General features: G+C 66.5%; 21 protein-coding genes. 9 read left to right on the forward strand and 12 right to left on the reverse strand.

All coding sequences use genetic code 11. The features are described 5' to 3' along the window. Positions 1-177 precede the first annotated feature (177 nt). From QUE68_RS19195 to QUE68_RS19210, 4 genes are all read left to right on the forward strand, one after another. On the forward strand, positions 178-453 hold the full coding sequence (locus tag QUE68_RS19195) for a YciI family protein (protein WP_284227790.1): 276 nt from the start codon (positions 178-180) through the stop codon (positions 451-453). 147 nt (positions 454-600) lie between these two features. After that, positions 601-1650: an NAD(P)-dependent alcohol dehydrogenase gene (locus tag QUE68_RS19200; RefSeq protein WP_284227792.1), complete on the forward strand. Its 1050-nt coding sequence runs from the start codon at positions 601-603 to the stop codon at positions 1648-1650. A gap of 357 nt (positions 1651-2007) precedes the next feature. Then, the gene (locus QUE68_RS19205) at positions 2008-3606 is read left to right on the forward strand and encodes an APC family permease (RefSeq protein ID WP_284227794.1); all 1599 of its coding nucleotides are present in this window, start codon (positions 2008-2010) and stop codon (positions 3604-3606) included. A 280-nt stretch (positions 3607-3886) separates the two neighbouring features. Continuing rightward, positions 3887-5680 (forward strand): PGRS repeat-containing protein, encoded by a 1794-nt coding sequence (locus QUE68_RS19210; protein WP_286274261.1) that lies wholly within the window; start codon positions 3887-3889, stop codon positions 5678-5680. A 207-nt stretch (positions 5681-5887) separates the two neighbouring features. Here QUE68_RS19210 and nrdF read toward each other — a convergent pair whose 3' ends face one another. The 3 genes from nrdF to QUE68_RS19225 form a co-directional block, all read right to left on the reverse strand. Continuing rightward, positions 5888-6850: a class 1b ribonucleoside-diphosphate reductase subunit beta gene (gene nrdF, locus QUE68_RS19215; protein WP_454786374.1), complete on the reverse strand. Its 963-nt coding sequence runs from the start codon at positions 6848-6850 to the stop codon at positions 5888-5890. Positions 6851-6973: 123 nt separating this feature from the next. After that, positions 6974-8488: a flavin-containing monooxygenase gene (locus QUE68_RS19220; RefSeq protein WP_284227798.1), complete on the reverse strand. Its 1515-nt coding sequence runs from the start codon at positions 8486-8488 to the stop codon at positions 6974-6976. Between the two features lie 36 nt (positions 8489-8524). Continuing rightward, positions 8525-9265, reverse strand: coding sequence for a TetR/AcrR family transcriptional regulator (locus tag QUE68_RS19225; protein ID WP_284227800.1), 741 nt, complete (start codon positions 9263-9265; stop codon positions 8525-8527). Positions 9266-9396: 131 nt separating this feature from the next. Here QUE68_RS19225 and QUE68_RS19230 point away from each other — a divergent pair, with 131 nt between their 5' ends. Then, a complete protein-coding gene (locus QUE68_RS19230; protein ID WP_286274262.1) occupies positions 9397-10581 on the forward strand; it encodes an NAD(P)/FAD-dependent oxidoreductase in 1185 nt (394 codons plus the stop codon). Here QUE68_RS19230 and QUE68_RS19235 read toward each other — a convergent pair. Next, positions 10532-11419, reverse strand: a complete 888-nt coding sequence (locus tag QUE68_RS19235; RefSeq protein WP_286274263.1) for a GNAT family N-acetyltransferase — start codon at positions 11417-11419, stop codon at positions 10532-10534. The genes QUE68_RS19230 and QUE68_RS19235 overlap by 50 nt on opposite strands. Positions 11420-11537: 118 nt before the next feature. Then, positions 11538-12260 carry a LysR family substrate-binding domain-containing protein gene (locus tag QUE68_RS19240; RefSeq protein ID WP_284227806.1) on the reverse strand — a complete coding sequence of 241 codons (723 nt, stop codon included), beginning with the start codon at positions 12258-12260 and terminating at the stop codon, positions 11538-11540. 41 nt (positions 12261-12301) lie between these two features. Here QUE68_RS19240 and QUE68_RS19245 point away from each other — a divergent pair, with 41 nt between their 5' ends. Continuing rightward, on the forward strand, positions 12302-12688 hold the full coding sequence (locus QUE68_RS19245) for a DUF5997 family protein (protein WP_284227807.1): 387 nt from the start codon (positions 12302-12304) through the stop codon (positions 12686-12688). 173 nt (positions 12689-12861) lie between these two features. Here QUE68_RS19245 and QUE68_RS19250 read toward each other — a convergent pair whose 3' ends face one another. The 5 genes from QUE68_RS19250 to QUE68_RS19270 all read right to left on the reverse strand — a co-directional run bounded on the left by QUE68_RS19250 (position 12862) and on the right by QUE68_RS19270 (position 17484). Continuing rightward, positions 12862-13617, reverse strand: coding sequence for an NUMOD3 domain-containing DNA-binding protein (locus QUE68_RS19250; protein ID WP_286274264.1), 756 nt, complete (start codon positions 13615-13617; stop codon positions 12862-12864). Between the two features lie 27 nt (positions 13618-13644). Further along, positions 13645-15810 carry a class 1b ribonucleoside-diphosphate reductase subunit alpha gene (gene nrdE, locus QUE68_RS19255; RefSeq protein WP_284227811.1) on the reverse strand — a complete coding sequence of 722 codons (2166 nt, stop codon included), beginning with the start codon at positions 15808-15810 and terminating at the stop codon, positions 13645-13647. Continuing rightward, entirely contained in the window at positions 15780-16223 is a 444-nt protein-coding gene (nrdI, locus tag QUE68_RS19260; RefSeq protein ID WP_284227813.1) for a class Ib ribonucleoside-diphosphate reductase assembly flavoprotein NrdI, read from the reverse strand. The genes nrdE and nrdI overlap by 31 nt, the downstream gene beginning before the upstream one ends. A gap of 30 nt (positions 16224-16253) precedes the next feature. Next, entirely contained in the window at positions 16254-16505 is a 252-nt protein-coding gene (locus tag QUE68_RS19265) for a redoxin NrdH (protein ID WP_286274265.1), read from the reverse strand. A 436-nt stretch (positions 16506-16941) separates the two neighbouring features. Beyond that, positions 16942-17484 carry an NAD(P)H-dependent oxidoreductase gene (locus QUE68_RS19270; RefSeq protein WP_284227817.1) on the reverse strand — a complete coding sequence of 181 codons (543 nt, stop codon included), beginning with the start codon at positions 17482-17484 and terminating at the stop codon, positions 16942-16944. 92 nt (positions 17485-17576) lie between these two features. Between QUE68_RS19270 and QUE68_RS19275 the strand changes: the two genes are divergently transcribed. Genes QUE68_RS19275 through QUE68_RS19285 form a run of 3 tightly spaced genes read left to right on the forward strand, consistent with a single transcriptional unit; the run spans position 17577 to position 20416 of the window. Next, the gene (locus QUE68_RS19275) at positions 17577-18185 is read left to right on the forward strand and encodes a TetR/AcrR family transcriptional regulator (protein WP_284227819.1); all 609 of its coding nucleotides are present in this window, start codon (positions 17577-17579) and stop codon (positions 18183-18185) included. Between the two features lie 4 nt (positions 18186-18189). Next, the gene (locus QUE68_RS19280) at positions 18190-19245 is read left to right on the forward strand and encodes a DNA polymerase IV (protein ID WP_284227821.1); all 1056 of its coding nucleotides are present in this window, start codon (positions 18190-18192) and stop codon (positions 19243-19245) included. Positions 19246-19255: 10 nt separating this feature from the next. Next, the gene (locus QUE68_RS19285; protein ID WP_284227823.1) at positions 19256-20416 is read left to right on the forward strand and encodes an AAA family ATPase; all 1161 of its coding nucleotides are present in this window, start codon (positions 19256-19258) and stop codon (positions 20414-20416) included. Positions 20417-20440: 24 nt separating this feature from the next. Here the strand turns inward: QUE68_RS19285 and QUE68_RS19290 are convergent, their stop codons facing one another. Both QUE68_RS19290 and QUE68_RS19295 read right to left on the reverse strand, forming a co-directional pair. After that, a complete protein-coding gene (locus QUE68_RS19290) occupies positions 20441-21313 on the reverse strand; it encodes an SDR family oxidoreductase (protein ID WP_284227825.1) in 873 nt (290 codons plus the stop codon). A 20-nt stretch (positions 21314-21333) separates the two neighbouring features. Continuing rightward, positions 21334-21969: a TetR/AcrR family transcriptional regulator gene (locus QUE68_RS19295; protein WP_284227828.1), complete on the reverse strand. Its 636-nt coding sequence runs from the start codon at positions 21967-21969 to the stop codon at positions 21334-21336. Positions 21970-22044: the final 75 nt, after the last annotated feature.

The raw sequence follows: 22044 nt of genomic DNA on the forward strand, positions 1-22044 counted from the left end.
GGGGGTCGTGGCGCCATGGCGGCGGCCGGATATCTGTCAGATGACAGTTTTCGCGTCCGCGGCCCTCCGGTGGTTGCGCCCGTGTAACCGATCGCGCAGGCTCGGTTAACAACACGCTTCGCGCGTGTCTGTCGTGTGACAGGTAAACGGACCACCGACCCGCGCTACCCTGGCGCCGTGTTCCACGTGTTGACGATCACGTATCTGCAACCGGCCGACGTCATCGATCACGCCCGACCTGCCCACCTCGCGTGGCTTGCCGACGAGGTCGATGCCGGTCGTCTGATCCTCACCGGGCGCTTGGAGTCGGGCGCCGGAGGCGTGCTGATCACCGCGGACATGAGCACGCCCGACGCCGAGGACGTCATCGCCCGAGACCCCTACTCGGTGCAGGGGCTGGTGCGGTACGACCGCGTCGGGTTCACCGGCGGACTGCGTGCGCCGAGTCTCTGACGAGCGAGTTCACAGCGTGCGGGACTAATCTGGCGATTGCCCCGGTTGGGAAATCCTGGGGCAGCGCAACGCTGCGCCACGATTCACGACGTTCGTCGAACGCTCGGCGAAGATTTCGCATGTAGAAGAAGAGGGTACGAAGAGAAGATGACCACCACAGTTTCCGCGATGGCCGCCACCTCGGCCACCGATCCACTGACCAAGACCACCATCGAGCGCCGTGACGTCGGCCCCTACGACGTCGCGTTCGACATCAAGTTCGCCGGCATCTGCCACTCCGACATCCACACCGTCAAGGGTGAGTGGGGCGTTCCCGAGTATCCGGTCGTCGCGGGCCACGAGATCGCCGGCGTCGTCACCGAGGTCGGCGCCGAGGTCACCAAGTACAAGGTCGGCGATCACGTCGGGGTCGGGTGCTTCGTGGACTCCTGCCGTGAGTGCGACAACTGCAAGGCCGGTCTGCAGCAGTACTGCACCGGCGAGGGCGGCATGGTCGGCACCTACAACGCCACCGGCAAGGACGGCACCCCGACTTACGGCGGTTACAGCCAGGCCATCGTCGTCGACGAGAACTACGTGCTGCGGATCCCCGACAACATCCCGCTGGACAAGGCGGCACCCCTGCTGTGCGCCGGCATCACCCTGTTCTCGCCCCTGCACCACTGGGGTGCCGGGCCCGGCAAGAAGGTCGCCATCATCGGCCTCGGCGGCCTCGGCCACATGGGCGTCATGATCGCGCACGCCATGGGCGCCGAGGTGACGGTCCTGAGCCAGTCGCTGAAGAAGATGGAGGACGGTCTGCGTCTCGGCGCCGACGAGTACTACGCCACCAGTGACCCGGATACCTTCACCAAACTGGCCGGCAAGTTCGACCTCATCGTGAACACCGTTTCGGCGACTCTCGATCTGGCCGCCTACATGAACCTGCTCGCCACCGACGGCACCCTGGTCGAGGTCGGGGCGCCGGAGAAGCCGATGGAGTTGCCGTTCTTCCCGCTCGCTGCGCAGCGTCGCAGCCTGTCCGGCTCGATGATCGGCGGCATTCCCGAGACCCAGGAAATGCTCGACTTCTGTGCCAAGCACGAGATCGCGCCCGAGATCGAGGTCATCGCCGCCGACTACGTCAACGAGGCGTATGAGCGGGTGCTCGCCAGCGACGTCCGGTACCGGTTCGTCATCGACACCGCCACGCTGTAACCCCCACGCAGTAACTCCACGCTGGAGCTCGACGCGAGCGGCCCAGGCTTCCCCGGTTTCTACGCGGGGGGCTTGGGCCGTTTCGTCGTCGGAGCTGATCGCTTCCAGCAAAGGCACCCGGTCCGGGTCGGGCGCACCCTCCCGATAGCCGGCTCCAGCCATCGCACGATCGTCACGACCCGCGAGGTGATCGTCATGCGGCTCATTGGCGCGGTCGATCTAGTACCGCCGCCATGGCCTTTCGTCACCAAGTTCGCCGTTCGAGTTGTCGGATGTGGTCGCGGGTGCGACGCTCGTGGGCGGACCTGCATCGTGGCGGGTCCAATTTCGTGCTTAATTCATAGCTGGGAGCGCCATGTGAGTGCTGAATCCGCAACAACCGACGACACGTCAGCCGCGCGGTCCAATGGACTGAAGAAGGGATCCATCGGCATCGTCGCGGTCATCTTCATGGCCGTCGCCAATGCCGCTCCGATCACCGCGATGACGGGCAACGTGCCCATCGCGGTCGGTTTTGGCAACGGCCTGGGCGCCCCCGCGGGCTTCCTGTTCGCGACGATCATCTTGACCCTGTTCGCCCTCGGGTACGTCGCGATGGCGCGACACATCACCACGACGGGCGCCTTCTACGGCTTCATCTCGCACGGCCTCGGCCAGACCTGGGGCATGGCCAGCGGCATGCTGGCCACGTTCGCCTACGTGGTGTTCGAAGGGTCGCTGATCGGCGGTTGCGCGTACTTCGCCAATGACGCCATCAACACCATCTTCGGCGTGGACGTCCCCTGGCTGGTCATCGCCATCGTCGCGATCGTGGCCATTGCGGCGCTGTGCTACTTCGACATCAGCCTCACTGCGGCCATCCTGGGCATCACGCTCACCGCGGAGGTCCTCATCCTCTTGGCGCTCGCGTTCTCGGTGATCTTCTCCGGTGGCGGCCCCGACGGGTTCATGCTCAATCAGACCGTGCTGCTCAACAATGCGTTCGAGGGCTTGCCCGCAGGGGCATTCGGCACGGCCGCCGCAGCGGGCTCGATGGCGATCGGCCTCTTCTTCGCCTTCTGGTCGTGGGTCGGTTTCGAGACCACTGCCGTGTACGGCGAAGAGTCGCGCAACCCGAAGAAGATCATTCCCAGGGCGACGATCATCGCGGTCGTCGGCCTCGGCTTGTTCTACACGTTCATCTCGGCCATGGTGATTGCCGGCAACGGTGCGAAGACCTCCGTCGAAACGTCGATCAGCGCATCGCCGCTCGACCTGTTCTTCAACCTGGTGCAGAACAACCTCGGCGGAGTGCTGCTCGACGTGTACAAGGGCCTGCTGGTGATCGGCTCGTTCGCCTGCGCCCTGGCGTTCCACAACGCGGCGTCGCGGTACCTCTTTGCCCTGGGGCGTGAAGTCCCGTCGGACAGGATCAAGAACACCATCGGCGGCACCCATCCTCAGCACGGGTCGCCGTACATCGCGTCGACGATTCAGAGCGTGATCACACTGCTGATCGTGTTGGCCTTCGCGTTCTTCACCGCCGTTCAGGTGCCCGACGCCAACGGCACACCCGTCGACACCCCGGCCCTGGTGCCGTACGTCAACGTCTACGGCCTGCTGGCGCTCATCGGCACCGCGGCGATCCTGCTGGTGCAGGCCATCTGCTCGGCGGCGGTGATCTGGTTCTTCTGGGTCAAGAAGACTCACCGCGGCAACGTGATCACCACGCTGATCTGCCCGCTCATCGGCGGAGTGGCGATGCTGTACGTGGTGTGGCTGCTGTGGGACAACCGCGAGTTCGCGGCTGGTCTGGCGGCGAAGTCCGACGTGTTCAAGGTGGCGCCGTACATGATCCTGGCGGTCTTCCTCATCGGTCTGGCCTACGCGGTGTGGCTGCGCACCACCAAGCCGGAGATGTACGCCGAGATCGGTCGGACGGTCATGGAGGACGCGCACGAGCGCAGCGACGCCTAACCTCCCGTAAGCGATGAAGGTCCCCGCACGTGAGTGCGGGGACCTTCGTGCGTCGAGGCCACTCCCGCAAATATTGACTCGTGCTTTGAACTGATGCATGCACGCACGCCTACTGCTATGGTGACATGAGTCACCACCGGGGGGACTATAGGAAGGCTCCCAACCGCGATCGGCGTTGCGACAACCCATCGGTGTAGACGACATCTCACGTCACAGTTTGCGGTCCCGGCTCCCAGCAGCCGGAAAGCGTGGGTTCGCAAGAGCCACCTAGGGGGTCCCCATGAAGAATTCCATGTATCCATTTGCCACCGGAATAGCAATCGCCGGCGCAGGCGTCGCGCTGGCCTTCGGGCCCGGCACCGCGCAAGCCGCGCCGCTCATCTCGCCCCCGACGGGCCCGCAGTGCCTGATCGTCGCTGCCGGCTGCCCCACCGGCGCCACCACGAGCCTGGTCGGGCCGAGCATGTTCTCGCTCGTTCCGACCCCCAACGCGCTGGCCGCCCAGTTCATCGGACCGGTCGCCTACCAGCCGTTCTATAACGTGATCGGCCTCGTCGGCCTGATCCCGATCGTCAACATCTTCGTGTCCAACGGCGTCGACGGCGCACCGGGCAGCGGTGCCAACGGCGGTAACGCCGGGCTCATCTTCGGCTACGGCGGCGCCGGCGGCTCGGGCGCGGCGGGAGTCGCGGGCGGTAACGGCGGAGCCGGCGCGCTGATCTTCGGCGGAGGCGGTGCCGGTGGAACCGGTGGGGCTGGCGCGATCGGCGGTAACGGCGGTAACGCCGGGCTCCTTGCTCACTTCAGCAATGGTGGAGCCGGTGGCACCGGTGGCACCGGCGCGGCGGGCGGCAACGGCGGCAACGCCGGTTCGCTTGGGTTGTTCAGCAACGGCGGCGCCGGTGGCATGGGTGGCGCAGGCACACCCGGCATCTCGGCGGGTGCGGCGCCGGCAGCGGCCCCCGCTGGCACGACGGGCCCGAACGGCACTCTGATCGGCTCGGCGGGCCTCAACGGTGTCAATCCGCCCGGCAGCGGCATCGCGGGCGTCGACGGCGCGGCCGGTGTTGCCGGTACGGGTCAGAATGGCCTCCCCGGCAGCCCGGGTGACCCGGCGGGCGCTGGCGGTGCCGGCGGCACTGCGGGCGCTTCGGGCGTCGGCGGCAACGGGGCTGCGGGTGGCAGCGGCACCGACAGCGGAAACGGCGGTGCCGGCGGCGCGGGCGGCGCCTCGACACCTGCTACCGGTGTGGCCATCGGCGGCAACGGCGGCAACGGCGGCAACGGGGGGACCGGCGCCACCGACGGCGGTGCGGGCGGCGCAGGCGGCGCGGCGACCGGCGTCGGTGCGGGCGGCGCCGGCGGTAACGGCGGCACCGGCGGCAGCGGCGGGATCGGCGCTCCCGGCGGAACGGGCGGAACCGGCCAGGTCGGCGGTACGGGCGGCACCGGCACCAACGGCACCGTCGTCGGCGTCAACGGCACCAACGGCGGACCGGCAGGCGCTGGCGGCAACGGCGGCACCGGCGGCATCTTCGGCAGCGGCGGTGCAGCCGGTAGCGGCGGCACCGGCGGCACCGGCGGTACCGGCGGCGACGGGCAGGCCGGCGGAGCCGGCGGCACCGGCGGCACGGGAGCGGCAGGTGGCACCGGCGGTAACGGTGCTGCCGGTGGCAACGGTGGCGTAGGCGGCGCGGGTGGCGCTGGCTCGGGTGGCGCTACCGGTGGAACCGGCGGCGCCGGCGGATCCGGCGCAACGGGGGGTGCGGCCGGAACGGGCGGCACCGGCGGCGCGGGCGGCACCGGCGGCACCGGCGGCACCGGCGCGGCGGGCGGCACCGGTGGAACCGGTGGGGCTGGCGGGGCGACGGGCACCGCGGGGAGCGGTGGCCTGTTCGGCGGCACCGGTGGGGCCGGAACGACCGGCAGCACCGGAGCCACCGGCGCGACGGGCGCGACCGGAGCGACCGGGACCACCGGCGCCACCGGTGCGACCGGTGCGACCGGCGGCAGCGGCACCGCGGGGGCCGGCGGCAGCGCCGGCGCGAACGGGGCCAATGGCGCTTCGTCCTAACCAGTAAGACCCAAAGGGCGCCGGGGAAAGTCTCCGGCGCCCTTTGGCGTCTCGATACACCCCGTTGATAGCGCAACTATTCATGGGATGAGGCCGGTGAACCGGTGGACGCCTATCCTTCTCCACCAAGCACATTCAGTGCTGGCCGATCTACTGGTCGCGGTCATCACCGCCTGTGACGGCGTGCTCTCGCGGCTGGCTGCGGCGTTAGAAGTCCCAGTCCTCGTCTTCGGTGTTGATGGCCTTGCCGATCACGTACGACGACCCCGACCCGGAGAAGAAGTCGTGGTTCTCGTCGGCGTTGGGGCTCAGCGCCGACAGGATCGCCGGGTTGACGTCGGTCTCGTCCTTGGGGAACAGCGCCTCGTAGCCGAGGTTCATCAACGCCTTGTTGGCGTTGTAGCGCAGGAACTTCTTGACGTCCTCGGTGAGGCCGACCTCGTCGTAGAGGTCCTGCGTGTACTCGACCTCGTTGTCGTAGAGCTCGAACAGCAACTCGTAGGTGTAGTCCTTCAACTCGGCCTTGCGCGCCTCGTCCGCCTGCGCCAGACCCTTCTGGAACTTGTAGCCGATGTAGTACCCGTGCACGGCCTCGTCGCGGATGATCAGCCGGATCATGTCGGCGGTGTTCGTGAGCTTGGCGCGGCTGCTCCAGTACATCGGAAGGTAGAAGCCCGAGTAGAACAGGAAGCTCTCCAGCAGCGTCGAGGCCACCTTGCGCTTCAGGGGATCGTCACCCTTGTAGAAGTTCATGACGATCTCGGCCTTGCGCTGCAGGTTGGGGTTCTCCTCCGACCAGCGGAACGCCTCGTCGATCTCCACCGTCGAGCACAGGGTGGAGAAGATGTTGCTGTAGCTCTTGGCGTGCACCGACTCCATGAACGCGATGTTGGTGTACACCGCCTCCTCGTGCGGCGTGATCGCGTCGGGGATCAGGCTCACCGCGCCGACCGTGCCCTGGATGGTGTCCAGCAGCGTCAGGCCGGTGAAGACCCGCATGGTCAGCTGCTTCTCGTGAGCGTTCAGCGTGCCCCAGGACGGGATGTCGTTGGACACCGGCACCTTCTCCGGCAACCAGAAGTTACCGGTCAGCCGCTCCCAGACCTCGGCGTCCTTCTCATCGTGAATGCGGTTCCAGTTAATGGCCGAGACCCGGTCGATCAGCTTCATTCCCTCGGACACCTTGGACCCCAATTCGACGCGTGACATGTGACTACCTCGACACTACAACTGGGGTACGACAACGCGCCGGAACACAACAACTTGTGTTGGCGTGTCGGGTCGCCGGCGCCGTCAGCGACCGATGAACTCGTACTCGTCGGCCTCGAATCGGCGGGTCGCCAGCCAGTACTGCCAGGTCATGCCGCCCCACAGCACCCGGTTCACGCCGTGGGAGTCCATGTACCAGCTCCGGCAACCCCCGGTGTTCCACACCGTCTTCGCGAGGTCGTGCTGCAGATCGTCGTTGAAGGCTTCCTGGGCGTCACGGGTCGGCGCCACCGCCTGGGCGCGCGCCTTCCCGACGGCAGCGATGGCCTGCGCCACGTACCGGATCTGCGCCTCGATCATGAACACCACCGAGTTGTGGCCGAGACCGGTGTTCGGGCCGAGCAGGAAGAACAGGTTCGGCATGTTCGCCACGGCGACGCCTCGGTGCGCCTCGACGCCGGTGCGGTTCCAGCGATCGACCAGGTCCTCTCCGCCGGGACCCTTGATGTCGACGTAGGAGTACGAGTCGGTCACGTGGAACCCCGTCGCGAACACCACCACGTCGACCGGATGCTCTACCCCGTCGCCGGTGACGATGCCCCTCTGAGTCATCCTCGTGATGGGCTCGGTGATCACCTGGGTCTTGGGGTTCGCGATACCGCGATAGTAGGTGTCGGAGTTGAGGATTCGCTTGCAACCGGCCCGGTAGTTGGGAGTCAGCTTGCGGCGCAACGCCTTGTCCTTGACGGCGCGCCGGATGTTCCACTTGCCGAGCCACGCGCCGATCCTCAGCAACTCCGGCTGCTTGGTCATACCGAAGCCCACCACCTCGTGCATCCAGTAGATGCCCAGGCGCATCGCGGCCCTGGTGCCGGGCACGTCGGTGAACACCCGCCGGATCCACTGCGGCAGAGCGTTGTTGGGCCGCGGCATCACCCACGGCGGCGTGCGTTGGTACACCTGAAGCTCGGCGACGTCCTTCACGATCTCGGGTACCAGTTGGATGGCACTGGCGCCGGTGCCGATGACGGCGACCCGCTTGCCGGTGATGTCGACGGAGTGATCCCACTGCGCCGAGTGGAAGGCGGCGCCGGCGAAGTCGTCACGGCCCTCGACGTCGGGGATCAACGGAATGTGCAGGGCGCCGGCGCCCGAGATCAGGAACTGGGTGACGTACTCCTCGCCACTACCGGTGAAGACGTGCCACCGCATCTCGGCGTCGTCCCAGTGCGCGCGCTCGACGTGAGCGTTGAAGCGCACGTAGCGACGCAGGCCGTACTTCTCGGTGACACCCTTGAGGTAGTCGAGGATCTCGGGTTGCAGCGACCACATGTGGGTCCAGTCGGGCTTCGGCTCGAAGGAGAACGAATACATGTGCGACGGGATGTCGCAGGCGCAGCCGGGATAGGTGTTGTCCCGCCAGGTGCCGCCGATCTCGGCCGCCTTCTCGAGGATGACGAAGTCGTTGGCGCCAAAGCCCTGCTTCTGCAGTGCGATCGCCATCCCCAGGCCGGAGAATCCGGTGCCGATGATGACGGCGCGGGTGCGGACGGGTTGCTTCTGCGCCGACAGGGCGTCGGCCTCTTCGGCGAGGGTCATGCCGCCCAGGATACCTGGGAACGCGGGTACCGGATATCAGGCGACGGATTCGCGGCGGCGAACGCCTTCGTGCAGGGGAAGCTCGGGGTCGATGTTGATGCCGAGCAGCTCACAGGTGCCGTTGATGGCGCCGAGCATGATCGTCGACATGTGCGCGATGAACTCGTCCGGCGGCATGCGGCGGGGGCTGTCGGTACTGGGGCCGAGCCACCACTCCGTGGCCGCCGCGGCCGAGCCAAAGGTCGTGAAGGCGGCCAGTTCGATCGCCGCACCGTCGAGCTCCATCTCGCGCAGCTCGTCGTTGAACATGGCGGCCATCGCCAGGGTGATGTCACGGCCCTCGTTGAGTGCCCGCATCGTCGACTCGCTCTGCTCGGCGAAGCGGCCTTGAATCAGGAAGCGACACACGTTGGGATGTTGGTCGACCATGTAGACGTATTGCTCGACACTGCGCCGGATCACCTCGCGCGCAGGGTCGGCCGAGATGTTGATGGACGGAATGATGGCCGCCCACAACATGTCTCGCAGCCGCTCACCGATGGCTTGGAAGAGGTCGGCCTTGTCGGTGAAGTGACGGTAGATCTTGGGCTTCGCGGTGCCGGCCTCTTCGGCGATCTCGCGAAGGGAGAGCTCCGGGCCAAGGTTGTCGATGGCGCGGAAGGCGGCGTCGACGATCTCGGCACGGACCTTCTTGCGATGCTCGCGCCAGCGCTCGCTACGCGCATCGACCTTCACGCCGGGTTGGGTCCCCGGATGGGGCCGAGACGGTCTGCGCACGGACTCACTGTACCGGCTGAGCGGCGCTGACCTGCCAAGACCGGGCCGGGAAGCGCGCTCACGGCATGAACGCGCGGGGCCGCGCGGGTACGATCGCTCCCGATATCCCCCCGTTCTACGAGACGAGACACATGACGCAGCGTTACGACCTGGTGATTGCCGGTGGTGGCCCCTCCGGCGCCGCCGCAGCATGGCAGGCCGCGCAGACGGGCGCCAAGGTAGTCGTCCTGGACAAGGCCGAATTCCCCCGCGACAAGCCGTGCGGCGACGGTCTCACCGCCCGCGCGGTCAGCTACCTGCAGAAGATGGGCCTCGCCCACGAGGTCGACAAATTTCACCGGGTCAACCGCGTGACGGTGTACAGCCCCTCGAAGTGGGAGCTGTCCTTCCCCACCCGCCCGGGCATGCCGAACCACGGGTACGTCGCACCCCGGCCGCAGCTCGACACCCTGCTGCTCAAGCACGCCGAGGCCGCAGGCGCCGAGATCCGGCAGTCGTGCGAGGTGACCGGACCCGAACTCGACGCCAGCGGTCGCGTCGTGGGCGTCGTGCTCAAGAGCGGCGAGAAGGTCTACGGCGACGCGGTCATCGCGGCCGACGGTGCCTACTCCCCCATCAAGCGCGCCCTGAAGATCGACTCGGAGTACAACGGCTACTCGGCGATCGCGATCCGCGCGGAGATGCCCGCCAACAAGCCCGACTCCGACTCACTCGACATCTACCTCAACCTGAAGTTCCAGGGCGACCAGCTGCCGGGCTATGCCTGGGTGTTCCCCTTCGGCGGCGGTCGCATCAACATCGGCCTCGGCTATGTCAACAGCTATAAGGACTGGCAGAAGATCAACGCCACCCAGTTCATGGGCGAGTTCATGCAGACGTTGCCCCGCGATTGGGGACTGCCGCCCATCGAGGAATTGAAGAAGGACAAGCTGGTGCGGGCCTGGCGCTTGCCCATGGGCTTCACCGCGTGGCCGCCGTGGCGTCCCGGCGTGCTCTTCACCGGAGATTCACTCGGTGCGGGCAAGCCGGCGTCGGGCGCGGGCATCTCCAAGGCGCTCGAATCGGGCCTCGCCGCCGGTGAGTGCGCGATCGCGGCACTGACCAATGGCGGGCCCGACGACTTCACCAACTACGGGCAGCGCATGGAAGCGGCATGGGGCAAGGAGTACCGGCGCGGCCGCTACTTCCACAAGCTCGCCGGTATCCCCGCGGTGGCGAACAACGGCATCAAGCTCATCGACAACGCGTTCTTCCGCGATCGCATGCTCAAGGCGCTGTACAAGAAGGAACAGGGTCCGCAGCACCAGGTGAAGTAGCCCCACACTCGCCGAACCCGTACTGCACGCACTCTGCGACGGGTCTGAAGCCAAGTCTGCGGTAGATCGCATTCGACACCGGATTGGCCACGTCGGCGAACAACACCACGTCGCGCGCGCCGTGGCGTCGAGCGTGCCGCGCAGCCTCGGCGGTGACCGCTGCGCCGTAGCCACGTCCTCTGTTCGACGGCGGCGTGTAGACGGGGCCGATGCGCGACATCCCCAGCAGACAGCCGTGGATCCGCGCCATCGCGACGGGCGCTCCGTCCACCGTCCACAGCACGACGTGCCCACCGGCGTCGGCGATGTCGCGAAGCAGTGCGCGGCTGGCCGACGGATTCGACTCCGATTCGAAGGCCTCGATGAAGAACGCGTCCAGCCATTCGCCGAGCAACTCGGCATCCTCTGCACCGGCAAGTCGTGGTTCGCCGACGACGCCATCGGGCGCGACCAGATCGCCGAGGCGATACAGCGTCTCCGCGAACGATGCCGAAGCCTCTGCACCGGTGGCCTCGGTCCACGCTTGCCCGAAAGCCTCTGCGGTGGAGAGTGTTCCGCGTGCCGCAGGAAGGTCGGCCCGCGCCGGCGCGAGCGTAGCCGCCGCTTCCTTCGCCAGTGCGGGCGGCAGCCCGTTGACCAGGAGCACGCCGTCGCGCATCTGCAGCGCCGCGCCGAGGACGCCCTCACCGTCGAAGGCCGCCAACAGGAGGTGCTCGGCGGGCCACCGCGAGGTGCGCAAGGTGGTGAGTTCGGTGGTGAACAGCACCGGATCCCGGCGGTAGACCCAGCGTGACACTGGGCCGAAACCATCCGGCGTCGAATACAGCTGCACGTTCACACAGACGAGGGTGAACGACCCCGCTGCCGAATTCCACTGATTTATTGGCCACGCCGAGTGTGTGGGGCGTCGACAACGCCACTCGCACGTTGCATCGAGAAGCCACACACTCGACGAGTCAGTGACGACCGCGCGCATCCCGGCCCGGCTTGCGGGCAGCCTTCCCCGCAGCGGCGCGGGCGGCCTGCTTCGCGAGCGTCTTCTCCCGCGCACTGCGTTTCGGCGGCGGCTCGGCCTGCCCTCGCGACGAACTGGGCTTGCGGCCCCGCACGATTCCGATGAACTCCTCGACCAGTGTGGCCTGCTGCCCCGCGGGGACGGCGAGCGCCACGGGACAGGAGGGCGCTTCCGCGATCGGGCGGTAGGTGAGGTCCCTGCGGTGATGCAGCCGCGCCAGCGACTGCGGAACGATGAGTGCACCGATGCCCGCGGCGACGAGTTCGATTGCATCACTGGTGGTTTCGGGTCGCTGGTCGACCCGCACACCGGGGGTGGCGTCCCATCCGACGACGTCGTCGAGCGGCACCAGGATCGGTTCGCCGTCGAGGTCCGCGACGGTGACCGAGTCGGCGGCGCTCAGCAGGTGATCGGTCGGCACCACGACCACGGTCGTCTCCTCGTACAGGGGGATGACGGCAACTCCCGACGCGTCGCCCGACGGCCGGAGCAGCGCCACGTCGACGGCGCCGGCCCGCAACGCGTCCGCTGCGTCGGCGGCGGCGACGGCCTGCAACCGCAGCGGAACCTCGGGGTGGCGCTGCGCCCAGGTCCGAGCCCACTTCGCGGGCGTCACACCGGGGACGTACCCCACTGTGAGCGAGGGCAGCGAGGATGAAGCCACCGCCTCAGGCTACCGACAGGCTCACGGATAGGCTTTGGGCCATGAGCAGGCCGAATGCACAGTCCATGAAGCCCGCCACGGCGGCGAAGAAGCTAGACGTGTACTTGCCCGCGACGCCTCCGGAATTCCAGGACAACGCGATCACCCGCGCCGAGCTCACCGCCTTGCAGGAGGATCCGCCGCAGTGGCTCCAGGACCTCCGCAAGAACGGGCCGCATCCGAAGAATCTGGTGGCAGCCAAGCTGGGCGTCTCGATCGCCGGTCTCGCACGCGGTGGCATCACCGAGGCGATCACCACTGAGCAGATCAACGAGTTGCTCGAGGAGAAGCCCGAGTGGCTCGTCGCCGAACGCGAGAACTACCAGAGCGTGCTGCGCGAGGAGCGACGCATCAAGGCGTTGCACGCAGACCAGGCCCGCGACAGCTGATCCCCGATCGAACCTGTCGCCGACGCGACCGAAGCGGCGTTCGAGGCGCGACTCAAGGCGAGAGTCTCTTCCGCATTTCTCTCACACGTGGATCAAGCAGGCTTTCGCGACACAATGACGACCTCAGCGGTCGCCCCCGTCGGAAAACACTTGTGCGCCATGTCTCCGACGACTCAACCGGCGTCTTCGATGCAGTACTTGCACGTGTCCTTCTTGATCCCACGATTCGTGTGGTGGCGGGTATGCGCGCTACGTCGACTCGATGGCATTGATCGTCCTTTTCGCACTGCCGACATCTTGGCGCGTGTCTCATCGCTCGCACGACGGCCGTAGTTCGGATTGGCGACACCTCTTCTCTGCTCGGACAATTTCTCGCGAGCTTCTTCCGACATCACGTGGCCGAAACTCGGGTGGTCCCGTCCGAACTTTCCGTAGTTCGGATTGTCGGGTCCCACGTTCTGTCCCATTCGGAGCTCCGACCATTTCGCGCGCTGCTCCGCCGCGTGAGTACGCCCATAGAACGGGTTGGCGTCAGCAAATCGGCTTATGCATTTCCGCCCGGTCGACTTAATCCTGGCGGCTTCCCGCATTTCGGCCGTCCATTCGATGCCCATGGGACCCAAACCGCCCTGAGACAAATTTAGTAGAGGATGCCCATGCCGCCGAAGCGACTCGATCCAGACGATTTCCGCCTGCCCTAGTTCTTGGAGGCCTTCTACACGCTCGAGTTGGTCAGCGACGATGCCAGCGCCATCGTGCTTTCGCAGCCAATCGTAGAACGGAGTCTTTCTCCCCGACCGGGCGAGCGTGACATGTTGCCGGAGGCGGACTTTGACCGATTTGGTCGTGAGACCTACATAACGATAGACGACTTCCGACCGGAGCCTGACCCCGTAGATCACGCCTCCGGTCGGAAGTTCTGCCGCCAACAGAGTTCAGCTGTCAGTGACCAGGTGTCACAACATGCAGCTGACGCAATTTTCAACCTCAGTCCCCGCCAGAGCCATTTGGCGCAGGCGGATGTAGTACAGCGTCTTGATGCCCTTGCGCCAGGCGTAGATCTGCGCCTTGTTGACGTCGCGCGTGCTGGCGGTGTCCTTGAAGAACAGCGTCAGGCTCAAGCCCTGATCCACGTGCTGGGTGGCCGCGGCGTAGGTGTCGATGATCTTCTCGTAGCCGATCTCGTACGCGTCCTCGTAGAACTCGAGGTTGTCGTTGGTCAGATACGGCGCCGGGTAGTACGCGCGACCGATCTTGCCTTCCTTGCGGATCTCGATCCGCGACGCCACCGGGTGGATCGACGACGTCGAGTAGTTGATGTAGGAGATCGACCCCGTCGGCGGGACGGCCTGCAGGTTCTGGTTGTAGATGCCGTGCTGCTGCACCGACTCCTTGAGCCGCTTCCAGTCCTCCTGCGTCGGAATGCGAATGTCCGCTTCGGCGAACAACTCCCGCACGCGTTCGGTGGCCGGCTCCCACACCTGATCGGTGTACTTGTCGAAGAACTCCCCCGACGCGTACTTCGACTTCTCGAAACCGCCGAAGCGCGTGCCGCGTTCGATCGCGATGCGATTGCTTGCCCGCAGCGCGTGGTAGAGCACCGCGTAGAAGTAGATGTTGGTGAAGTCGATGCCCTCTTCGGACCCGTACATGATGCGCTCGCGCGCCAGGTAGCCGTGCAGGTTCATCTGCCCGAGCCCGATCGCGTGAGAGTCGTTGTTGCCCTGCTCGATCGACGGCACCGACCAGATGTGGGTCTGATCGCTGACCGCGGTCAGACCGCGAATCGCGACCTCGATGGTCTGCGCGAAGTCCGGCGAGTCCATCGTCTTGGCGATGTTGAGCGACCCCAGGTTGCACGAGATGTCCTTGCCCACCTCGGCGTAGCTCAGGTCCTCGTTGAACCGCGACGGCGTCGAGACCTGCAGGATCTCCGAGCACAGATTGCTGTGGGTGATCCGGCCCTCGATGGGGTTGGCCCGGTTCACCGTGTCCTCGTACATGATGTACGGGTAGCCGGACTCGAACTGCAATTCGGCGAGCGTCTGGAAGAACTCGCGCGCCTTGATCTTCGTCTTGCGGATGCGCGCGTCGTCGACCATCTCGTAGTACTTCTCGGTGATGGAGATGTCGGCGAACGGCATCCCGTAGACGCGCTCGACGTCGTACGGCGAGAAGAGGTACATGTCCTCGTTCTTCTTCGCCAGCTCGAACGTGATGTCCGGGATGACCACACCGAGGGACAGCGTCTTGATGCGGATCTTCTCATCGGCGTTCTCGCGCTTGGTGTCGAGGAACCGGTAGATGTCGGGGTGATGCGCCTGCAGGTAGACCGCGCCGGCACCTTGGCGGGCACCCAGCTGGTTGGCGTAGGAGAACGAATCCTCAAGCAGCTTCATGATCGGGATGACGCCCGAGCTCTGGTTCTCGATGTTCTTGATCGGTGCGCCGTGCTCGCGAATGTTGCTCAGCAGCAACGCCACTCCGCCACCGCGCTTGGACAGCTGCAGCGCCGAGTTGATGGACCGCCCGATGGACTCCATGTTGTCCTCGATGCGCAGCAGGAAGCAGCTGACCGGCTCGCCGCGCTGCTTCTTGCCCGAGTTGAGGAACGTCGGGGTGGCCGGCTGGAACCGGCCGTCGATGATCTCGTCGACGAGCTTCTCGGCCAGCATCGTGTCACCGGCGGCGAGCGTCAGCGACACCATGACGACGCGGTCCTCGAAGCGTTCGAGGTAGCGCTTCCCGTCGAACGTCTTCAACGTGTAGGACGTGTAGTACTTGAACGCACCCAGGAACGTCGGAAAGCGGAACTTCTTGGCGTATGCGCGATCCAGCAGGGTCTTGACGAAGTTGCGCGAGTACTGGTCGAGCACCTCGCGCTCGTAGTAGTTCTCCTTGACCAGGTAGTCGAGCTTCTCGTCCTGGTTGTGGAAGAACACCGTGTTCTGGTTGACGTGCTGCAGGAAGTACTGGTTGGCGGCTTCCCGGTCCTTGTCGAACTGGATCTTGCCGTCCTTGTCGTACAGGTTGAGCATCGCGTTGAGGGCGTGATAGTCGGTCTCGCCCGGGAGTGCGTGAACTCCGGTGGTTACAGGTTCTGCAGTGACGGTTGGTGACACGTCTGGTCCTTCCAGAAGTCGGCAAGCCCCTCGCGGACGGCGAAGACGTCGTCCGTGGTGCCCATCAGTTCGAAGCGGTAGAGGTAGGGAACGCCGCACTTGCGGGAGACGACGTCGCCGGCGTAGCCGTACTCGGCGCCGAAGTTGGTGTTGCCCGCCGCGATCACGCCGCGGATCAACGCCCGGTTGTGTTCATTGTTGAGGAAGCCGATCACTTGCTTGGGGACGTAGCCCCCACGTTCGATGTCGGGACCGTTGGCGTGCCCGCCGCCGTAGGTCGGAAGCACCAGCACATAGGGCTCGTCCACCTCGATGCGTTCGCGCAGTGGAATCCTGATGGCGGGCATCTCGAGCTTCTCGACGAAGCGGTGGGTGTTCTCCGAGACGCTGGAGAAGTAGACGAGATTGCTCATCACGTTCCCCTCGTACCCGCCCGATACTCCCTAGGCCGTGACGGCTACTGCGCCGGACAGCGACTTGATGCGGTCGGGCCGGAAGCCCGACCAGTGATCGTTACCCGCGACGACGACGGGCGCCTGCAGATAACCCAGCGCCATCACGTAGTCCCGCGCTTCGTCGTCGAGGCTGATGTCGACCTTCTCGTAGGCGATGCCCTGCTTGTCGAGCGCCTTGTACGTGGCGTTGCACTGCACGCACGCGGGCTTGGTGTAGACGGTGATCGAGGCTTGGGTCACTTCGGCTCCTCTGCGAGAACTGGTCTGACTGGCTACTGCTATCCCCTGAAGTTCAGCAGCCCGGAGACCCGTGAAATTCCCGTCGTCCGGAGCTGTCCGACCAGCGTTCGGTTGACCCGACCAGCTGGTTTCGAGAGCTCCGGCCGACCCTTGCTCAGTAAGGAAATCTGGGGCCTGTCGGTCTGCAAGACACTACACCTAGTGTCCGACATTCAGAAGAGATACAAGATGTTCTGAACGACATTGATGGAATTCCCTGGTCGTAAGCCCTCGCCCCCATTTCGGATCGGCGTGTCGCACGTCACAGTGCACCCGTGTCGCACTGTCGGTACCGGTCTACCACCGCCCACCGACACGCCTCTCGGGACGACTCCTAATAGCAAAGCCGCCGACGAACCCGGCCCGGGGCGCGTCGGCGGCTTTGCGATGGGTGAGGTCAGCCAACCTCGGCGACCAGCTTCCCGACCACGTCGCGAACCTGCCGAACCACGTCGGCGTTCTCCCGTGGGTGCTTGCCGTCGAACACCGCGGCGGGCACCGAGAGCTTCAGGTCCTCGACCACCCGCGGGCCGGCGATGCCGAATGACTTGCGCGTCTCGTCGTGCGCCCACACGCCGCCGAACTGGCCGAGTGCCGACCCGATGACCGCCAGCGGCTTGTCCTTGAGCGCCCCGTTGCCGTACGGCCGCGACAGCCAGTCGATCGCGTTCTTCAACACGCCCGGGATGCTGCCGTTGTATTCGGGCGTGACGACCAGCGCCGCATCCGCCTCCGCCGCGGCCAGGCGCAGCGTCTGCACGGACTCGGCCACTCCCTCCCCGTCGATGTCCTCGTTGTAGAACGGCAGTTCACCCAGTCGGTCGAAGAGTTGCAACGACACGTCCGCCGGGGCCGACTCCTCGGCCACCTCGGCCAGCTGTCGGTTCACCGATGCCGCGCGCAGACTGCCCACCAGTACCAATACCTTCACGTCAGCCATGTTCGGTCGACCTTCCCGTCAGTTGATTCCGATCCTCGCACAGGATAACCGGACCATAGTCCGATTCATTCCGGCTGGGCTAAAGTGCAGGCATGACCATTGGTGATGGGCTCACCGGGCTGCCGGTCATCGACTCCGCGCCCATCGAACGGGGTGACGCCGCCCGCAACCGCGCCCTGCTGCTGGCCGCCGCCCGCCGCCTGGTCGACGAACACGGCGCGGACGCCGTGACGATGGACGACGTCGCCGCCGCCGCCGGAGTCGGCAAGGGCACGCTCTTCCGACGCTTCGGTAGCCGGGCCGGTCTCATGATCGTGCTCCTCGACGAAGACGAGAAGACCGAACAGCAGGCGTTCATGTTCGGCCCCCCGCCGTTGGGGCCCGGCGCACCGCCGCTGACGCGACTTCTCGCCTACGGCCGCGGGCGCCTCCGCTTCACCTGGGATCACCGCGTGTTGCTCTCCGACGCCAACAGCGATCCGCAGACGCGGTTCAACGCGCCCGCCACGCTGCATCGCCGCCACGTCCGGGTGCTGCTCGAGGCCGCGGAAACGACGGGTGACCTCGACGCGCAGACCGATGCCCTCCTGGCCCTGCTCGACGCCGACCACGTCGTTCACGAGGTCAACGACATGGGCCGCAGCCTCGAGCAGCAGGGCGATGCCTGGGAAAGCGTGGCGCGCAAGCTGTGTGGGCGGTGAGACCATGTGGGTGTTGCACGTCGACCTGGACCAGTTCCTCGCATCGGTCGAACTCCGGCGGCGCCCCGAACTCGTCGGCCTGCCCCTGATCGTCGGCGGGAACGGCGACCCTGCCGAACCCCGCAAGGTGGTGACGTGCGCGTCATACGAAGCGCGCGAGTACGGCGTCCGTGCGGGCATGCCGCTGCGCGCGGCCGCCCGCAAGTGCCCGGACGCGACGTTCCTGCCGTCCGACCCGGCAGCCTACGACGAGGCATCAGAGCAGGTGATGGCGTTGCTGCGGGATCTCGGCCATCCCCTCGAGGTATGGGGCTGGGACGAGGCGTACCTCGGCGCCGACGTCACCGATCCCTACGCGCTGGCCGAACACGTTCGCCGGGTCGTGGAAGCCGAGACGGGACTGTCGTGTTCGGTGGGCATCAGTGACAACAAGCAGCGGGCGAAGGTGGCGACCGGCTTCGGCAAACCGGCCGGCGTCTTCCGTCTGACCGACGACAACTGGATGACGGTGATGGGCGACCGTGGCGTCGACGCGCTCTGGGGAGTCGGCCCCAAGACCGCCAAAAGACTTGCCGCCCTGGGTATCACGACCGTCGCCAACCTCGCCGCCACCGACTCCGAGGTGCTCGTCTCGGCGTTCGGACCGACGACGGGTTTGTGGCTTCTGTTGCTGGCCAAGGGCGGTGGCGACGACACCGTCAGCGCCGAACCGTGGGTACCCCGATCGCGGAGTCACGTCGTCACCTTCCCCGAGGATCTGACCGAACGAGCCACGATGGACGACGCGATCGCCGACCTGGCGCGCCAGACACTCGACGAGGTCGTCGCGCAGGGCCGCACGGTGACCCGTGTCGCCGTCACGGTTCGCACCAGCACGTTCTTCACCAGGACCAAGATCCGCAAGCTCGGCGAGGCGGGCATCGACGAGTCGGTCATCGTCGACACCGCGCTGTCCGTCTTCCATCGGTTCGAATTGGATCGCCCGGTAAGACTGCTCGGCGTCCGCCTCGAACTGGCCATGCCATCGGCGGCTGCTCCTGCTGTCACCGGGGGGACCTAGCCTCGACTCCATGTTGCACACCGTCGCGATCCGCGGCTACCGATCGATGCGCGACGTCGTCATCCCGCTGACGCGTCTCACCGTGGTCACCGGTGCCAACGGGACGGGCAAGTCGTCGGTGTACCGGGCGCTGCGCCTGCTCGCGGACTGCGGCCGCGGCGAGGTGATCGGTTCGCTGGCGCGTGAGGGCGGCCTGGAGTCGGTGCTGTGGGCAGGACCGGAGAACGTCGGCGGTGCCCGGCGCACCGGACGAAGCGAGGGCACCACGCGCACGCGACCGATCTCGCTCGAACTCGGTTACGCCTCAGATGATTTCGGCTATCTAATCGATCTTGGCCTGCCGCAGGACACCGGGCTCCGCTCGCTGTTCGCCCGTGACCCGGAGATCAAACGGGAGGCGGTGTTCGCAGGTCCCCGATTGCGGCCGAGCTCGACGTTGGTCAGCCGAGTGCGTGACTACGCCGAGGTCGCGTCCGAATCCGGCCGCGGATTCGACGAGCTCACCCGCTCCCTGCCCGCCTACCGCAGCGTGCTGGCCGAATACGCCCATCCCGGCGCGCTGCCCGAAGTGGCCTCCGTTCGGAATCGGTTGCGCGACTGGCGTTTCTACGACGGGTTCCGAGTCGACCCCGACGCACCGGCGCGGCGGCCTCGCATCGGCACCCGCACGCCGGTGCTGTCCGACGACGGCGGCGACCTGGCCGCTGCCGTCCAGACGATCGTCGAGGCCGGGTTCGACGACCTGCCGCGGGCCGTCGCCGACGCCTTCGACGGAGCCGAGGTGTCGGTCGCGGTTCATGACGGCCTCTTCGAGCTGCGACTGCACCAACGCGGCATGTTGCGACCCCTGCGCGCCGCCGAGTTGTCCGACGGCACTTTGCGATTCCTCCTATGGGCCGCCGCGCTGCTCGGGCCGAAACCGCCCTCGCTGATGGTGCTCAACGAACCCGAGACGTCCCTGCACCCCGACCTGGTGGCACCGCTGGCGACGATGATCCGCACGGCGGCGGCCACCACCCAAGTCGTCGTCGTCACCCATTCGCTGGCCATGCGCGAGCATCTGACCACTGAGGACTCCAGCGAGATCGAGCTCCACAAGGAGTGGGGTGAGACCCGCATCGAGGGTCAGACGAGGCTCGACGCGCCCCAGTGGGACTGGGGCAAGCGCTGACCGACGCGTTGGCCTGAACCGGTCCTAGCTCGCCGGTCTCGACTCATCCGGCTTGGAGGGTCGCAGGGCGCGCGTGAAGATCACGTTCACCCGTCGCATCGCGAAGCTGTACGGCAACCACGCGAAGCGCTTGAAGGCGTAGAGCGCGCGGATGTCGTGCGAGGTGTAGATGAGGAACCGATTGCGGGCCATTCCGCGAAGCATCTTGTCCGCCACCAACTCCGGGGTGACGGCGTGGCCACTGAACCGGTCCACCCACTTGCGCACCTGCGGGTGATCCCTGTCCACGCCGGCGATCTCCACCGAGTCGACCAGCGGTGTGCGCACGGCGCCCGGCACGACCACCGAAACTCCGATGCCGTGTCGGGCCAGGTCGAAGCGCAGCACCTCGCTGACGCCCAGCAGGCCGTACTTGCTCGCGCTGTACGCGGCGTGCCACGGCAGCGCCACCAGGCCGGCCGCCGACGCGACGTTGACGAGACTGCCGCCCCGGCCCGCGGCCACCATCGGCGGCACGAACGCCTCGATGACGTGGATGGGACCCATCAGGTTGATGGCGACCATCGATTCCCAGTGTCGGTGGCTCAAGTGGCTCACCGTGCCCCACGCCGACACGCCGGCGATGTTCATCACCACGTCCATGCTCGGGTGTGCGCTGTGGATGTCGGCGGCGAACGCCGCCACCTCGTCGTAGCTGGAGACGTCGAGGGTGCGGTGCGCCGAGACCACCGCGCCGAGCGCCCGGGCATCGGCGACCGTCTGGGCCAAGCCTTCGGCATTGCGGTCGGTGAGGAACAGTTCAGCGCCCTCGGCAGCCAGCTTCAGCGCCGTCGATCGCCCGATTCCGCTGGCGGCCCCCGTGAGGAAGCACCGCTTGCCCGCAAATCCCTGCGCCATGTTCGCGACCTTAGTACCGCTCAACTCGGGGCCAAGCTCCCGCCACCCCACAGCGCGTTCAGCCAGAGCCGCTCGAGCACCTCGAGGGCCCGGCCGGGGTCGGAGCCCCGTCCGACGAAACCGGAGTCGTGCGACAGGGTCATCGCCGACGTCGCCGTCAGCATGCGCACGAGTGCCGTCAGGTCGTCGGTGATGGGTCGCGCCCCCGCGTCCTGCTTGATGAGGCCGACGATCTTCTCGATGACGCCGTCCTCGAAGTCGTTCATGATCTCGCGGATCTGGGCGTCGGTGTTCTGAGCGAGCGTGCAGGCCCGCATGATGGGGTCATTGCTCGCGAAGACCGCCGCCGCGCTGCCCACCATGCGCTTGGCGAACTCCGAGGGCGTCTCGTCCGGCTCACGCGGCGCGAAGTCGTGGGTGAGCTTGTCGAGTTCCTCCATCACGTCCGCGACGATCACTGCGAGCACCGCGTATTTCGAGTCGAAGTAGAAGTAGAAGCCCGAACGCGCGACTCCCGCGCGCTCGCTGATACTGCTGACCGACAGGTCCGAGAAGGCCTTGAACTCGAGCAACTCGCGAACGGCGCCCAGGATCGCCTCACGCTGGAGGTCACCGCGGCTGCGGCGGACCTCGCGGGGAACCGATTCGGCGCTCATGACGGACAACCTTCGCACTGCCGCCATGCCAGAGCAAAACTTGACATGCGTCAAGTGTGACCTACAGGATGGGCG

This window comes from Mycolicibacterium sp. TUM20985 (assembly GCF_030295745.1).
Lineage (GTDB): Bacteria > Actinomycetota > Actinomycetes > Mycobacteriales > Mycobacteriaceae > Mycobacterium.

Excerpts from the sequence above, each read along its gene's own strand:
- QUE68_RS19200 (WP_284227792.1), top strand. The coding sequence starts at position 601 with ATGACCACCACAGTTTCCGCGATGGCCGCCACCTCGGCCACCGATCCA.
- QUE68_RS19210 (WP_286274261.1), top strand. The coding sequence starts at position 3,887 with ATGAAGAATTCCATGTATCCATTTGCCACCGGAATAGCAATCGCCGGC.
- nrdF (WP_454786374.1), bottom strand. The coding sequence starts at position 6,850 with ATGAAGCTGATCGACCGGGTCTCGGCCATTAACTGGAACCGCATTCAC.
- QUE68_RS19220 (WP_284227798.1), bottom strand. The coding sequence starts at position 8,488 with ATGACCCTCGCCGAAGAGGCCGACGCCCTGTCGGCGCAGAAGCAACCC.
- QUE68_RS19230 (WP_286274262.1), top strand. The coding sequence starts at position 9,397 with ATGACGCAGCGTTACGACCTGGTGATTGCCGGTGGTGGCCCCTCCGGC.
- QUE68_RS19245 (WP_284227807.1), top strand. The coding sequence starts at position 12,302 with ATGAGCAGGCCGAATGCACAGTCCATGAAGCCCGCCACGGCGGCGAAG.
- nrdI (WP_284227813.1), bottom strand. The coding sequence starts at position 16,223 with ATGAGCAATCTCGTCTACTTCTCCAGCGTCTCGGAGAACACCCACCGC.
- QUE68_RS19270 (WP_284227817.1), bottom strand. The coding sequence starts at position 17,484 with ATGGCTGACGTGAAGGTATTGGTACTGGTGGGCAGTCTGCGCGCGGCA.
- QUE68_RS19275 (WP_284227819.1), top strand. The coding sequence starts at position 17,577 with ATGACCATTGGTGATGGGCTCACCGGGCTGCCGGTCATCGACTCCGCG.
- QUE68_RS19280 (WP_284227821.1), top strand. The coding sequence starts at position 18,190 with ATGTGGGTGTTGCACGTCGACCTGGACCAGTTCCTCGCATCGGTCGAA.
- QUE68_RS19285 (WP_284227823.1), top strand. The coding sequence starts at position 19,256 with ATGTTGCACACCGTCGCGATCCGCGGCTACCGATCGATGCGCGACGTC.
- QUE68_RS19290 (WP_284227825.1), bottom strand. The coding sequence starts at position 21,313 with ATGGCGCAGGGATTTGCGGGCAAGCGGTGCTTCCTCACGGGGGCCGCC.
- QUE68_RS19295 (WP_284227828.1), bottom strand. The coding sequence starts at position 21,969 with ATGAGCGCCGAATCGGTTCCCCGCGAGGTCCGCCGCAGCCGCGGTGAC.